This is a genomic window from Spirillospora sp. NPDC000708 (assembly GCF_040299565.1).
Taxonomy (GTDB): domain Bacteria; phylum Actinomycetota; class Actinomycetes; order Streptosporangiales; family Streptosporangiaceae; genus Spirillospora.
Map to the genome: position 1 here is coordinate 14,363 of NZ_JBEPCJ010000003.1, position 12,970 is coordinate 27,332.

Annotated in this window: 12 protein-coding genes; 7 read left to right on the forward strand and 5 right to left on the reverse strand. The window is 75.7% G+C overall.

Features of this window, described 5'->3' with window-relative positions; genetic code table 11:
• The first annotated feature begins 180 nt into the window (after positions 1–180).
• The gene (locus ABT299_RS02975) at positions 181–699 is read left to right on the forward strand and encodes a hypothetical protein (protein WP_190856000.1); all 519 of its coding nucleotides are present in this window, start codon (positions 181–183) and stop codon (positions 697–699) included.
• A 51-nt stretch (positions 700–750) separates the two neighbouring features.
• Here the strand turns inward: ABT299_RS02975 and ABT299_RS02980 are convergent, their stop codons facing one another.
• The 3 genes from ABT299_RS02980 to ABT299_RS02990 all read right to left on the reverse strand — a co-directional run bounded on the left by ABT299_RS02980 (position 751) and on the right by ABT299_RS02990 (position 2,486).
• Complete coding sequence (locus ABT299_RS02980) at positions 751–1,293, reverse strand: Pycsar system effector family protein (RefSeq protein WP_500249583.1); 543 nt, start codon at positions 1,291–1,293, stop codon at positions 751–753.
• A gap of 150 nt (positions 1,294–1,443) precedes the next feature.
• On the reverse strand, positions 1,444–2,190 hold the full coding sequence (locus ABT299_RS02985; protein ID WP_500249584.1) for a hypothetical protein: 747 nt from the start codon (positions 2,188–2,190) through the stop codon (positions 1,444–1,446).
• Complete coding sequence (locus tag ABT299_RS02990; RefSeq protein ID WP_190855998.1) at positions 2,187–2,486, reverse strand: helix-turn-helix transcriptional regulator; 300 nt, start codon at positions 2,484–2,486, stop codon at positions 2,187–2,189. Before ABT299_RS02990 ends, ABT299_RS02985 begins: the two co-directional genes overlap by 4 nt.
• A 67-nt stretch (positions 2,487–2,553) precedes the next feature.
• Here ABT299_RS02990 and ABT299_RS02995 point away from each other — a divergent pair, with 67 nt between their 5' ends.
• The 4 genes from ABT299_RS02995 to ABT299_RS03010 are packed head-to-tail and all read left to right on the forward strand — an operon-like array spanning position 2,554 to position 9,412.
• A complete protein-coding gene (locus ABT299_RS02995; RefSeq protein WP_500249585.1) occupies positions 2,554–3,477 on the forward strand; it encodes a hypothetical protein in 924 nt (307 codons plus the stop codon).
• Positions 3,465–4,385 (forward strand): ABC transporter ATP-binding protein, encoded by a 921-nt coding sequence (locus ABT299_RS03000; RefSeq protein ID WP_500249586.1) that lies wholly within the window; start codon positions 3,465–3,467, stop codon positions 4,383–4,385. Before ABT299_RS02995 ends, ABT299_RS03000 begins: the two co-directional genes overlap by 13 nt.
• Positions 4,372–5,169: an ABC transporter permease subunit gene (locus tag ABT299_RS03005; RefSeq protein ID WP_500249587.1), complete on the forward strand. Its 798-nt coding sequence runs from the start codon at positions 4,372–4,374 to the stop codon at positions 5,167–5,169. Before ABT299_RS03000 ends, ABT299_RS03005 begins: the two co-directional genes overlap by 14 nt.
• A gap of 34 nt (positions 5,170–5,203) precedes the next feature.
• Positions 5,204–9,412 carry a hypothetical protein gene (locus tag ABT299_RS03010; protein WP_500249588.1) on the forward strand — a complete coding sequence of 1,403 codons (4,209 nt, stop codon included), beginning with the start codon at positions 5,204–5,206 and terminating at the stop codon, positions 9,410–9,412.
• Here ABT299_RS03010 and ABT299_RS03015 read toward each other — a convergent pair.
• Both ABT299_RS03015 and ABT299_RS03020 read right to left on the reverse strand, forming a co-directional pair.
• The gene (locus ABT299_RS03015; RefSeq protein ID WP_500249589.1) at positions 9,409–10,170 is read right to left on the reverse strand and encodes an SDR family oxidoreductase; all 762 of its coding nucleotides are present in this window, start codon (positions 10,168–10,170) and stop codon (positions 9,409–9,411) included. The genes ABT299_RS03010 and ABT299_RS03015 overlap by 4 nt on opposite strands.
• A 132-nt stretch (positions 10,171–10,302) precedes the next feature.
• Entirely contained in the window at positions 10,303–10,860 is a 558-nt protein-coding gene (locus ABT299_RS03020) for a hypothetical protein (protein ID WP_190855994.1), read from the reverse strand.
• Positions 10,861–10,959: 99 nt separating this feature from the next.
• On the opposite strand from ABT299_RS03020, the gene ABT299_RS03025 reads away from it, so the two are divergent.
• Together ABT299_RS03025 and ABT299_RS03030 are read left to right on the forward strand one after the other, a co-directional pair.
• Positions 10,960–11,643, forward strand: a complete 684-nt coding sequence (locus ABT299_RS03025; protein ID WP_190855993.1) for a response regulator — start codon at positions 10,960–10,962, stop codon at positions 11,641–11,643.
• On the forward strand, positions 11,640–12,947 hold the full coding sequence (locus ABT299_RS03030) for a sensor histidine kinase (RefSeq protein WP_387025582.1): 1,308 nt from the start codon (positions 11,640–11,642) through the stop codon (positions 12,945–12,947). The genes ABT299_RS03025 and ABT299_RS03030 overlap by 4 nt, the downstream gene beginning before the upstream one ends.
• The last annotated feature ends 23 nt before the right edge of the window (positions 12,948–12,970 follow it).

The following is a 12,970-nucleotide window of genomic DNA, read 5'->3' on the forward strand; positions in this document are numbered from 1 at the left end:
GATGCGCGAACTTCTGTGTGCTCTCTGGACATCCAGACGCCCGCGGCGGGGCGCGGGTTCGGGCCGCGGCGGGTCGGATTGATCACGTCCGGCGGCGCCAACCCCGCGGGGACGGGTCCGCATCTCACCCTGCACAGCGCGACCACGGAGGCCGCGCACCGAGAGAGGGAGCGGCGACCCATGCGGAAGATCGTGATCGGCGGAGTGGCGGCGGCACTGGCGCTCGGCCTGACGGCCTGCGGCGGCAACGGCGGCGGCAAGACCGCGGCGGCGCCGTCCTCGACGCCCGGCGGCTCCACGCAGGCACCGAGCGAGACCCCGGCGCCGGGCGGCTCCTCCACGCCGTCCACGCCGTCCACCCCGGGCGCCTCCACCCCGCAGGGCTCGGGCGGTCAGGGCGCCCCGGTCGTCCAGCACACCCCGCCCGCGCCGCAGGGCGGCCAGCAGATCACCACCAAGTGGGGGCGGCTGCGCTACCTGGCCCCGGGCAAGTTCCTCGTCGGCAACGTCGCCTTCTTCACCGCCGACGACACCGTCCTGTACGTCGCCGGCGGCACCTGCCCCGACGGCTCCCCCACCCCGCCCGACGTCATGAAGTGCTCGCTCGACGGGTTCGACCAGTGGGTGCAGGCCGCGCCGCACAACGCCAGCGTCCGCTTCTCCGGCCAGGCCGCCGTCCGCATCACCGAGACCCAGTAGTCCACCGAGGGCGCGCGCGGGCTCCGATCGGCGCGCCGTGCGGCTCCCGGCTCAGGAGAGCAGGAGCGGGAGCCAGACGCCGATGTTGCCGAGGATCACCGTGACCATGGAGTACTGCAGGAACGAGTGCTTGCGCCAGACGATCTTGGACAGGGCGACCAACTGGGTGCTGAGCACCAGGCGGTTGCGCCGGCCGACGCCGTGTTCGAGCGCGGTGACGAGTTCGGCCGGGTCCCAGCGGCGCAGGTGGCCGAAGTAGACGTAGCCTCGCCGCCAGTTCCTCCGCGCCTCCAGGCGGTTGAGCTGAGGGAAGACGGCGGCTCCGGCGAGCACGATGGCGCCGACCAGGAGCGCGACGCCGATGCCGAAGGTCCAGGTCTCGAGGCCGGACAGGTGCCGCAGCCGCTTTCCGGACTGCGCGAAGACGACGATCATGCCGAGGATCGCCGTTTCCAGGGTGAGGACGACGGAGGCCTTCGCGTCGACCTTGGCGGTCCAGTCGTGCAGGGCCTGGTGGACGCGCCAGGCGTAGGTCTCGAAGGACTCGTCCCCGGCCCCGGACCGCCGGTCGGAATGGTTCGAGGTCTGTGTCATCGTTCCCCCTCCGCTGTCGCCGGCTCCTTCTTTTGGACGCGGTGAGGAGAACGGTGAGGTCCGGTGGAACCGGAATATGTCCCGGGGGTAACCGGAGAGGCGAGGATTTCCCGGAGTCCGGTGTCCGCCGGATGGTGAGGAAGGCCGCGGCTAAAGGCGGCCGAAAGGCGTCCCGGCGGATTTGGCGAGGTCGTGGGCGGTGAGGAGGGTGGGGAGGGCGAGGGCGGTCAGGGCGAGGGTCGCGGGGACGGCGGTCGTGGCGCTCTGGGCCGCGGCGGCGGCGAGGCCGGTGCCGGTGAGGGCGAGGGCGGCGGTCAGGCGGCGGGTGGAGGGGAGCGCGGCGGTGCGGGCGGCACGCGCGATGAGGGTGCAGAGGCGGTAGGCGGTGAAGGCGAGCGTCGTCCAGTAGTAGCCGAACAGGGCCGCGTCGAGGGGTGCGGGCGGGTGCTTCAGCGCGCCGGTCCGGGCGATGAGGAGCATGGCGAGGACGGCCAGGCCGGGGGCCGCGAGGGTGCGGACGGCCTGGACGGCCAGGTCGCGGAGGACCGTCCGGCGGAAGAGGGGCGGGAGCGGGGCGGCGAGGGCGGCGCCGAGGAGGACCGGGGCGAGCCAGAGGCTGGTCGCGGGGTGGGCCGGGTCGGCGGTCAGGGTGCTGGACGGCTCCACGGCGCGCAGCAGCAGCGTCGACAGGGCGAGGACCGCGAAGAGGGCGACGGCGACGGTGCGGCGGGTCTGGCCGGTGCCGGACTCGGGCCAGTCGGTGGGGTGCAGCCAGAGGCGGGCGGCGCCGGCGAGGGTGTCGGGCCAGGCGCGCGGGCCGGCGTCGCGGAGCGCGCCGTCGATCTCGGCGCCCCAGCGTTCGCGGACGGGCGGCGGGTAGAGCGCGGACGCCCTCATGCCGGGCCCAGGGCGCGGAGGCCGGCCTGGGAGACGCGGGCCATCTGCTCCAGCTCGACGCGGAGCGCGGCGCGGCCGGCGTCGGTGATCCGCATGGTGCGGTGGCGGGCGTCGGACGCGTCGTCGGACGGGCGGATCAGCTCGCGGGCCTCGAGGCGGGACAGCGCGCCGTAGAGGCTGCCGGGGCCGAGCTTACGGCCGGTGAGCTCCTCGATCGCGGTGTTGATGGCGTAGCCGTGCAGGGGTCCCTCGGCGAGGACGGTTAGGACGAGCATCTGGGCGTCGTTGCTGTGCACGCCCCCGAGTGTAGTACGAGGCACGATGCTACTTGCCACGTAGTACGAGGCGCGTACTATGGCGGCCATGGAACGGACGGAACGGCTGCGGGCCGTGCTGGCGGGCCTCGCCCTGGCCTGCCTTTTCGAGGCGCTGACGGTGTTCGCCACGCAGGACAAGGCGGTCCGGGCGGAGAGCCCGTGGCAGGACGACCCCTACGACGTGGCCGTGTCGCTGGCCCAGTTCGCGGTGCCGATGCTCGGCGCGGTGATCGCGCTGCGGCTGCTCGCGTGGCGGGCGCCGGGCGGCCCCGATCGGGAGAGCCAGATGGTGCGGGCGGCGGGGGCGATGACCTCGCTCGTCGGGATCACGCTGGCGTTCGAGTGGGCCGCCGTCGGGGCGGTGCGGCGGTCGTGGGGCGCGTGGACGTGGGTCCTGGTCGCCGGGCTCGCCGTGACGTCGGTGTGCGCGGCGGTCGTGGCGGTGATGCTGGCGCGGTGCCGGGGCCCCCGGGTGCGGTGGCGGCACGACTGGCTCGGGGACGTCCTGCTGGTCGCGAGCCGGACGCCGGTGGTGCGGCGATGGGCCGCACCGGGCGCCGCGGACTGGGTGCGCAGGCACGCGATGAGCGTGTTCGTGCTGGCCAGCGCGCTCGCCGCGGTGGGGATCGTCGGCGCGATGGTCGTCGGCGAGCACTGGACGGACCCGGCGCTCATCGCGTGGGTGCTCGCCGTCGAGTTCACGTCCCACCTGGCGTTCTGCCTGATCGCCAACGCGGTCGCCGGGATCGTCGCGCGTCCGGAGCGGCCGTGGACGCGGCGCGCCGGCGAGGCGTCGGTCGTGGCGGGGTGCGTCGCGGTCCAGCTCGCGGTGGCGTTCCGCGACGCGCTCTGGCCGGGGACGGTGACGTCGGTGGCGGACGCCGCCGTCCTCACGTTCGGGGCCGGGGCGGCCACCACGGCCGTCGCCGGGGTGCTGCTCATGACGAAGGGGAGGCAATGGCAGCGGTGATCGGTGCGAGCGGGCTGTCCAAGCGGTACGGGCGGCGGCAGGCGGTGCGCGGGCTCGGCTTCACGGTCGGGGCCGGGCAGGTCTGCGCGCTGCTCGGGCCGAACGGGGCGGGCAAGACCTCGACCATCCGGATGCTGGTCGGGCTGTCCCGGCCGGACGAGGGGGAGGCGAGGATCCTCGGCGAGCCGGTCCGGCTCGGCGCCCCGGTGCTGCGGCGGGCGGGGGTGCTCATCGACGGCCCGGCGTTCGTCCCGCACCTGTCCGGAACGGCGAACCTCAGGCTGCTGTGGGCGGCGACGGGACGGGAGTGGCCGCCGCCCGCGCTGGACGACGCCCTCGACCTCGCGGGCCTGGGAGCGGCGGTGAACCGGAAGGTCAAGGGCTACTCGATGGGCATGAAGCAGCGGCTGATGCTGGCGCAGGCGCTGATGCGCGCGCCGGACGTGCTGATCCTCGACGAACCGGCGAACGGCCTGGACCCGGCGGAGGTGCGGGCGCTGCGCGAGCGGCTCGGGGAGCTGGCGCGGGGCGGCGCGGCGGTGCTGGTGTCGAGCCATCAGCTGGCGGAGGTGCAGCAGCTCGCGACGCACGCCGTGGTGATGAACCGGGGGCGGCTCGTCGCGTCGGGCCCGCTGGACGAGCTGCTCGGCGGCGAGGACGCCTACCGCGTCGAGGTGGACGACACCGGGCGGGCCGCGGCCGTGCTGCGGGAGGCGCGGAGCGTCGCGTCGGTCGCCGTGCGGGACGGGCATCTGGTCGTGACCGCGCCGGGGACGCCGCCGGCGGAACTCGTGCAGGCGCTGGTCACGGCGGGTGTGGGCGTCATGTCGGTGACCCGGGCGGACCGGTCGCTGGAGGAGGCGTTCCTGACGATGACCGAAGGGGAGGGCGAGCGTGCTGCGCGTTGAACTGAGGACCCAGCTGCTGCGGATCCGCACGCTGGTGGCGCTGGCGTGCCTGGCCGCCGTGCCGGTCATCGCGGGGCTGGCGACCGCGTCGCATGCCGGGCACCGCAACGGCGACCAGGGCGGGCTGTACGGCGCGTCGCCGTTCTCCGCGCTCAACCACGCGATGGCGAGCCTGGAGTTCGTCGGCCCGCTGCTGCTGCCGGTCGTCGTGGCGCTGCTGGCGAGCGCGATCGGCTCGTCCGACCGGGACTGGGGGACGCTGCGGTACCTGTACGTCGCGCCGGTCGGCCGGGGACGGCTGCTGGCGGGCAAGCTCGGCGCCGTCGCGGTCGTCACCGCCGCGGCGACCCTGTTCGTGCTGGCCGGAGGCGTCGGCGCCGGGCTGGTGCTGTTCGGCTGGCACCCGTTCCGTGTCATCGGCGCGGCCGACCTGTCCACCGGGGACGCGATCGGGCGGGTGCTCGCGGCGTCCGGCTACACGCTGCTGTGCATGCTCAGCATCGCCGGGATCGCGTTCGCGCTGGGGCTGCTGCTGCCGCGCGGCGCCGAGGCGCTCGGCGCGGCCGTCGGGTTCGTGGTCGCGGCGAGCATCCTGAACGGGTCGCCGGTGCTGCGCGCCGTCCAGGTCGTCCTGCCGGTGCACTACTGGCAGGACTGGACGCACCTGTTCGACCCCGGCGGGACGGCGCGCCTCGGCACCGGGATCGCGTGCCAGCTCGCCACGACCGTCCTGGCGGCGGGGGTGTCCGTGCTCGTCCTCCTGCGCCGGGATCCGGCGGCGTGACTCCTTGGCGGCGATCACCCGGAATGTCGGCGGAATGTCGGCGCGGGACGGCACCCTGTCGGGCATGCCGATCATGCCGCCCGCCGATGCGCCGTCCTCGAACGTGTACGTGGAATGGGTGCGGGCCAACGATCCCGCCGAGGCCGCGACGGCGCGGGAGCGGATGGACGCCCTGCGCCGGTTCGTCGGGGGGATGCGCCCCGGCCAGGAGATCGGGGACTTCGTCCGGGAGCGGCGCCGCGAACTGCCCCCGGCGCATCTGGCCTGGTACCTCGACACCCTCGGGCACCTGCTGTGCGAGCGCCATCCGCGGCAGGCGGAGGAGGCCCACAGCAGCGCCCGTGCGGCGGGCGCGCGGTTCGGCGGACCCGGCGTCGCGTACCAGGTGGCGGACGATCTGCTGTTCGCGCGGTACGGGGTGTTCGACGGGGCGCGGATCGCGGAGCATCGGCGGTGGCTCGACGGGGAGCTGCCGCCGGGGGCGGCGCACGCGGAGTTCGCCCGGTTCGCGTGCGCGGTGGCGGGCGGGGGCGCGAAGCTGCCGGCCGACCTGCACGGCCAGGTACGGGACTCGGCGCGGGCCGCGGGCCTCGGCGCGGACGAGGAGGCGCGCGTGCTCGGGAACGTCCTGGCGGCGTCGGCCGCCTCGGACCCGGCGCCGCCGAAGAGGAGGATGGCCGGCGCGGTCTTCGGACCGGTGGTGCCGGGCGCCGTGCTGAAGGCGGCCGCGAAGGTCTTCCAGGGCCGACCGCTGGAGGACGCGGCGCTGCGCGGGATGGCGGAGCTGTTCCCGCTGGCCGGGGACGGCGGCGGGTGGCTGCGGATGCTCGCGGCGGCGCGCGCGCTCGACGCGATGGCGGACGGGCGGATCGTCCCGTGCGGGTCGCTCGGGGCGTGGCTGGAGCGGTACTCGTGGCACTACAGCGAGCCCGGCCTGCTCCGCCGCAGGGCGAAGAGCCGCCAGGCACTGCCGGACGAGCTGTACGACCTGCTGCCGCGGATCGCGCCGCGCATCGCGGCGGAGGGGCGCCCGCTGCTGCTGCACGGCCGGGTCGGGTTCGGCTACATGGACGCCGACCTCGCCGACGCGTGCCTCGCGGAGGGGATCGAGCTGGAGGCGGGGGACTACAGGCCGCAGATCGCGGGCGACCGGCCTCGCCGGGACCTGCGGGCGCTGGCCGCCCATCCCGTCCTCGGCAAGCTGCTGGAGGAGCACGGCGCGGGCCTGGCGAGGCAGGGCGGCACGGCGGTCAGCGCGCTGCCGGAGAGCGCCGACCTGCGGCGGCACGTCCTGGCGCGGATCCATGAACTGGTGGAGCGGTCGGCGGGCGCGGGGCTGCCGAAGGCGGAGGACGCCATCGCGGAGCTGGACAGGCTCCTCGACGTGCGCACCTCGGCCGCCCTGGAGGGCGCCGCCGACGAGCTCGCCGCCGTCGACGTCGCCGAGCCGCTGCTGCGGACGCTGCGCACCGGAATCCCGGCGGAGCTGGGGTGGCCGGTCTACGACACGGCACTGGAGGAGATCGGCCGCCTCGACGGGGTCACGTCCGTCCGGGGCGTGCTGACCGTGTTCGGGAACGGGCGCGCGGTCGCGTTCGACCGGGAAGGTCGGCGCGGGACGTGCACGTACACCGTCCCTCAGGACGAGAAGGTGCACGACCTGCGCGTCTGCCATGTCGACGGCCGGTTCCTGGTGGCGTGGCGCGGCTCGTGGTACGGGCCGCACGGGCGCGGATACTGGGCGGACCGTCCCGGCGAGGTGCTCGCACCGCAGGACCCCGGTACGGAGGACCTCGCGGGGCCGGACGTCACCGTCAGGATGCCCGGCGCGGCCGAGGACGTCGTCGTCGCGGCGGAGCGGGACGGGCTGCTGCGCGGTCGGGCCGGATCCGACGGGGCGGTGCTCTGGACGGTCGCGCACTCCCCCGCGAGGCGCCAGGACGCCGGCGGGCACCCGTTCGTGCCGCCGATCGCGTTCTGGGACCGCTTCGTCCCGCGTGACGAGCCCTCCTCGCGAGCGCTGCGGAACGTGACGCGGGAGGCCGTCGAGGAACTGCTCGGGGGCGCCGGCGTCGGGGCGGTGCTCCCGGACGTCACCGACCCGCGGATCGCGGACGGCGTCGCCGCCACCGTGCAGTGGGCCCGGCGCATCCAGCGGCACCGCGAGACGATCCGCGAACGGGTCGCGTTCCGGCGCTCCGGCGTGCGCGTCGAACCGGTGGGCGACGCGCGCGACGCAGACCTGTACGAGCTGCTGTGGGGGCTGCTCCACGCCCGGACGGACGGGCACCCGCGCGAGGAGCCATCCGACCAGCCGGCCATGGTCACCTCGATCGCCGCGGCCGGAGCGTACCTGCGCGGCGAGGTCGGCGAGCGGGGCCGCGCCGACAGCGTCCCGGAGCGGCCCCTCGACTGGGCGCCGCTGCTCGGGAGCATCGGCGCGGTGGCGTGGCGGGTCGTGGGCCGCCCGCTGCCGGAGCCGCTGCGGGACGCGGGCGTCGTGCTGCTGCGGGAATGGGCGCGGAGCCCGTTCGCGCGGCCGGGCCGGTGGCGGCGCGGCACCGCGCCCGGCGCGGCGCTGGTGCCGCTCCGCGAGGCGGGGCGGACGCTCGTCACCGGCGACGCGTCCGGCGCGCTGCGCGACCTGCGCGCTCTCGCCCCGGAGGCCGCCTACCGGTTCGTCCAGCCGGAGGACGCGCCAGCGCCGGCGGGCGCGGAGGACGTCGAGACCGTCGCGATCGCCTCCGACGACGCGGCCCGGCTGGCCCGGCTGCTGGACGCGTTCGCCGAGCACGGCCCCCTGAAGCTCGACAAGGCCGCCGTCGCCGCGTTCGCTGCCCGGACCGGCGCGCGGCACGCGCACGCGGCGCTGCTGCTGACCGGGCTGCCGATGAGCCCGTACGTCGGCGAGGAGAAGACGTACCGCGGCGCCCCGTACAAGATCGGGACGGCGTTCTACCGGGAGACCCGGAAGCTGGTGCACGGCTTCGGCCACGGCGACCGGCTGCGGCTGCTGGCGGCCGGGCTGCCAGACGACCCCGCGACGCTGTGGGACAGGCGCGGGACCGTCCGCGCCGCCGAGGGCATGGCGGAGGTGTGGGCGGACCTCGTCGGCGTGAGGGCCCCGGTGGCGGAGGACGCGGCGGCCGAGCTGGAGGCCAGGCTCGTCCAGGGCGACGCGGAGGCGGCCACGCTGGCCGACCCGTCGACCGCGACCGCGCTGGCCGAGGACCTGCACTGCCGGGCCCGTTTCGCGAAGAGCGGGTTCCGGAGCGGGGCCGCGCTGCGCATCGACACCGGCAGGCCGGGCGTGTACGCGACGTCCGGCCTGCCCGACGTCTACACCAGGGCGGCGGCCAGGGTGGCGTGGGCGCTGACCGAGCGCCCCGTCGGCGACCCGGCCGCCGCCGGGGCGGCGGAGCTGTACGAGCTGCTGCGGGCCCGGCTGGACGCGCCGGATCTGGTGGTGCCGCTGTGGGGCCGCACCCCGCTGAAGGACCCGGAGACCGCGCTCGGCCCCGGCACCTTCCCGGTGGAGGCCGACGAAGGGCTGGAGCCCCCGGTCATCCACGACAACGGGCTGCTGCTGTACACGCCCTGGAAGGACGAGAACCGCGTCTCCGGCTTCGACGAGTACTACCTGCGCCCGGCCGCGCTCGCCGACGACGACCTGTACGCGGAGATGGAGCGGCTGTGCGCGGCCAGGGACCTGGCACGGCTGCGGGAGGACATCCGCGACATCGAGGTCCTGCGGGCCGGCGGCGGCCTGCACCGGATCGTCGAGCGGTCGGCGTGCACGCCCGTCCCGCCCGGCGAGTACGAGGCGAACCCCGTCCTGAGCGTCCCCGCCCTGGTGGAGGAGGTCGCCGGCGTGCTCGGCCTGGACGGGGACGCCGCCGCGCTCTACCTCCAGTTGCTCGCCCTGCCCCAGCCCACGGACCGGAACGTCCGGCGGTGGAACCGCTGGGACGCGTCCCGGCACAAGGCCGCGCAGGACGGCCTCGCCGCCGCCGGGCTGGTCGAGCGGGACAAGCGCGCCCGCGCCGGGCGCTCGGTCTTCCTCCCCGGAAGGTGGCGCGAGATCGACGCGCCGGGGCTGCCGCTGGAGTCGGCGAAGTACGACGCCTACAGGGCGCGCGGCGCGCACGCCTACCACTACGGCGCGTACCGGTTCGTCCTGCCGCCCGTCCCGCTGCACGAGCTGTTCGCCGACCTCTGGCGCGAGCGGGGAGCGGACGCCTAGCCGACGTGGGCGGCCAGGTAGTCCTCCCATGTCAGGGCGCCCTTGTCGGCGTTCTCCAGCGAGAGGTTCGCGGCGTCGCGGTAGGCGCGGCCGGCCTTGCCGGGCACGCGGACGGGCAGCATCGGCCGGCGCTTGCCCGCCGCGTCCAGGTAGCCGCGGACGAGCTCGTCGATCCGGTACACCTTCGGGCCGGCGAGGTCGGGCACGCGGCCGGCGGGGCCGCCGAGCGCCAGCTCCACCAGGCGGGCGGCCACCTCGCGCGAGTCGACCGGCTGGAAGCGCAGGCCGCCCGGCTTCGGGACGACCGGCAGCTTCGCCATCTTCCGCGCCATCGTGAACACCAGGTCGTGGAACTGGGCGGCGCGCAGGATCGTCCACGGCACGCCCGACTCGATCAGCGCCTCCTCGGCGCGCAGCTGCGTGCGCAGGTAGCCGATCGGGACGCGGTCCGCGCCGATGACCGAGATCAGCACGAAGTGCCGCACGCCCGCGCGCGCGGCGGCCCGGGCGAGGTTGCGGGTCGCCTCGTCGTCGCCCTTGGCGCCGCCCGCGAGGTGCAAAACGGTCTCGACGCCGTCCACCGCCGCCTCGACGCCCTCGTCCTTGAGGAGGTCGCCGGTCACGTACTCGACGCCGGCGGCGTTCTCGTGCGGGCGGCGGCTGAGCACCCGGACGTCGCGCCCGGCGTCCCGCAGCAGGGGCAGGACGTGCCCGCCGAGGGTGCCGGTGCCGCCGGTGAGCAGGATCTGCGCGCTCATGTCGTCCTCCTAGGCCGTTCTCATTGCGATCGACCACCTAGACGGGGCCTTCCGCCGGGAACGTGACATGCCGCGCGGGGTGATCCGCGTCACCGGGAGGGGAGCGCAGGGGCTAGCGAGTCGGGGGCCTCGCTAGCCCCTGCCGGGGAAATGGCGATGGGGGTACTGGGAGCGGGGGTCCCCGTCGCGGCGGTCCACGCTGACGGCGGCGGACGGGCGGTCCGCGCGGCAGGTGACGGTCATCGTGACGAACCGGGTGGACGACTGGAACCGGACGAAGACGGCCCCCGGGGGCGTGCGGTTGCTCGCGCCGACGCTGAAGTTCTGCGCGGGCGTCCAGGAGACGAGGAAGGCGGCGCCGCGGTCGCAGCGGGCGACGATGTCGCCGGCCTCGGAGGCCAGGTTGGTGATGGCGGTGGTGACCTGGCGGGTGACGGTGACGGTCGGGCCGGGACGGGGCGGGTCGCGCCGCGGCGGCGCGGACGGCGAGGGCGCGGCGGCGGACGGCGGCGGGCCCGGCGGGGTGGCCGGGACGGCGAGCGCGGCGTCCACCTCGCCGGGCGTCATCGGCTTGACGCCGCGTTCGGTGATGCCGGTGCCGACGGCGGAGATCGCGGCCATGCCGGCGCCGACTCCGAGCACCGCGGCCGCCGACCACACCGTGGCGGCGAGCGCGCTGTGCTTGGACATGCGCGAACTGTTCCACATTCATGGCTAAGGTTCGGTTAAGCAGCCATTAAGGCGTCTATAGGACCTTTCCCGGCAGCGTTCCCGGTCTAGCGTGGCGCCGTGGCGCAACTGTTGCTGGTGGAAGACGACGCCGAGGTGCGCAGCAGGCTCGTCCGCGCGCTGGGCGAGCGCGGGCACGCGGTCGCGTCGGCGCCCACGGGCATGGACGGCATCCGGCGGGCGGTGAGCGCCCGGCCGGACCTGGTGATCCTCGATCTCGGGCTGCCCGACCTGGACGGCGCGGAGGTGCTGCGGATGCTGCGCGCGGTCAGCTCCGTCCCGGTGATCGTGGCGACGGCCCGCGACGACGAGCGGGAGATCGAGCGGATCCTGAACGCGGGCGCGGACGACTACCTGGTGAAGCCGTTCGGGGCGGGGCAGCTGGACGCGCGGGTCCGGGCGGTGCTGCGGCGGGCGGAGGACCCCGGCGGCGCGGCCCGGGAGGTGCGGGTGGGCGGGCTGCGGATGAACGCGGCGGCGCGGGAGGCGTCGCTGGACGGGCGGCCGCTGGAGCTGTCGCCGAAGGAGTTCGACCTGCTGCTCTACCTGGCGTCGCGGCCGGGGCAGGTGGTGTCGAAGCGGGAGCTGCTCACCGAGGTGTGGCACGTGCCGCTCGGCGGGGCGAACAAGACGATCGACGTGCACGTGGCGTGGCTGCGGCGCAAGCTGGGCGAGTCGGCGTCGCGGCCGCGGTACCTGCGGTCGGTGCGCGGGTCCGGCATCAAGATCGTCGACCCGTCGTGAGGCGGCACATCACGCTGCTGGTGGCGTCGACGGTGGTGCTGGTGCTGGTGGCGTTCCTCGTCCCGCTGTCGCTGCTGGTGCGGGACGTGGCGCGGACGCGGACGCTCGCGGCGGCGAACGTGCGGGCGCAGGCGCTGGCGCCGGTGGTGGCGGCGGGCGACCGCGCGACGGTCGAGGTGGCGCTGCAGCAGACGGCGTCGAGCGGCTACCCGATGACGGTGCTGTGGCCGGACGGGCGGTTCAGCGGCGCGCCCGCCGAGCGGGACGCCGGGGTGCGGCTCGCGGAGCGGGGCCGGAGCCTGACGGTGGACACGCCGGGCGGGCGGGAGATCCTCGTGGCGGTGCTCGGCGGCCGCGGCGGGACGGCGGTGATCCGCGCGTTCGTCACGGACCGGCAGATGTTCGCGGGCGTCGGCCGGGCGTGGGCGATCCTGGCGGGGCTCGCGGCGGGCCTGCTGGCGGTGAGCGTGCTGGTGGCGGACCGGCTGGCGCGGTCGCTGGTGCGGCGGATCACGAAGCTGGCGGCGCTGGCGAAGGGCATCTCCACCGGGGACCTGGACGCGCGGGTCGAGCCGGGCGGGCCGCCGGAGATCCGCGACGTGACGGTGGGGCTGAACGAGCTGGCGGGGCAGATCGGCGCGCTGCTGTCGCGGGAGCGGGAGCAGGCCGCGGACCTGTCGCACCGGCTCCGCACGCCGCTGACGGTGCTGCGGCTGGAGGCGGAGACGTTGCGGGACCCGGCGGAGGCGGGCCGGATCGGCGAGCAGGTCGACGTGCTGGAGCGGACCGTCACCGAGCTGATCAACACGACGCGGCGGCCGGTGCGGGCGGAGGCGCCGTGCACCGACGCGACCGCGGTCGTGGCGGAGCGGGTGCGGTTCTGGTCGGTGCTGGCCGACGAGCAGGACCGGCGGATGGACCTGCGCATCCCGTCGGGACCGCTGCTGGTCCGTGTGCGCGCGGAGGACCTGTCGGCGTGCCTGGACGCGCTGCTCGGGAACGTCTTCGCGCACACGCCGGAGGGCGGCGCGATGGGCGTGGCGCTGGAGGCGCGCAGCGGCGCGGTGTACCTGACGGTGGACGACGCGGGCCCCGGTTTCGGAGGCCGGCATCTGCTGCGGCGCGGGGTCAGCACCGCGTCGTCGACGGGCCTCGGGCTGGACATCGTGCGGCGCACGGCGGAGGCGAGCCACGGCAGCCTCCAGCTCGGCGAGTCACCGGCCGGGGGCGCGCGGGTGATGGTCCGTTTCGGTATCCCGCCGCGCGACGGCGTCCCGCCGCGCGATGGGGATCACGCGCCTTAGCCGACTCTTAACCCGTCCGAAGC

Bases quoted from the DNA above. Each gene is read 5' to 3' on its own strand.
- ABT299_RS03010 (WP_500249588.1), top strand. From the start codon at position 5,204: ATGTCGGCGCGGGACGGCACCCTGTCGGGCATGCCGATCATGCCGCCC.
- ABT299_RS03015 (WP_500249589.1), bottom strand. From the start codon at position 10,170: ATGAGCGCGCAGATCCTGCTCACCGGCGGCACCGGCACCCTCGGCGGG.
- ABT299_RS02980 (WP_500249583.1), bottom strand. From the start codon at position 1,293: ATGACACAGACCTCGAACCATTCCGACCGGCGGTCCGGGGCCGGGGAC.
- ABT299_RS02995 (WP_500249585.1), top strand. From the start codon at position 2,554: ATGGAACGGACGGAACGGCTGCGGGCCGTGCTGGCGGGCCTCGCCCTG.
- ABT299_RS02975 (WP_190856000.1), top strand. From the start codon at position 181: ATGCGGAAGATCGTGATCGGCGGAGTGGCGGCGGCACTGGCGCTCGGC.
- ABT299_RS02985 (WP_500249584.1), bottom strand. From the start codon at position 2,190: ATGAGGGCGTCCGCGCTCTACCCGCCGCCCGTCCGCGAACGCTGGGGC.
- ABT299_RS03000 (WP_500249586.1), top strand. From the start codon at position 3,465: ATGGCAGCGGTGATCGGTGCGAGCGGGCTGTCCAAGCGGTACGGGCGG.
- ABT299_RS03020 (WP_190855994.1), bottom strand. From the start codon at position 10,860: ATGTCCAAGCACAGCGCGCTCGCCGCCACGGTGTGGTCGGCGGCCGCG.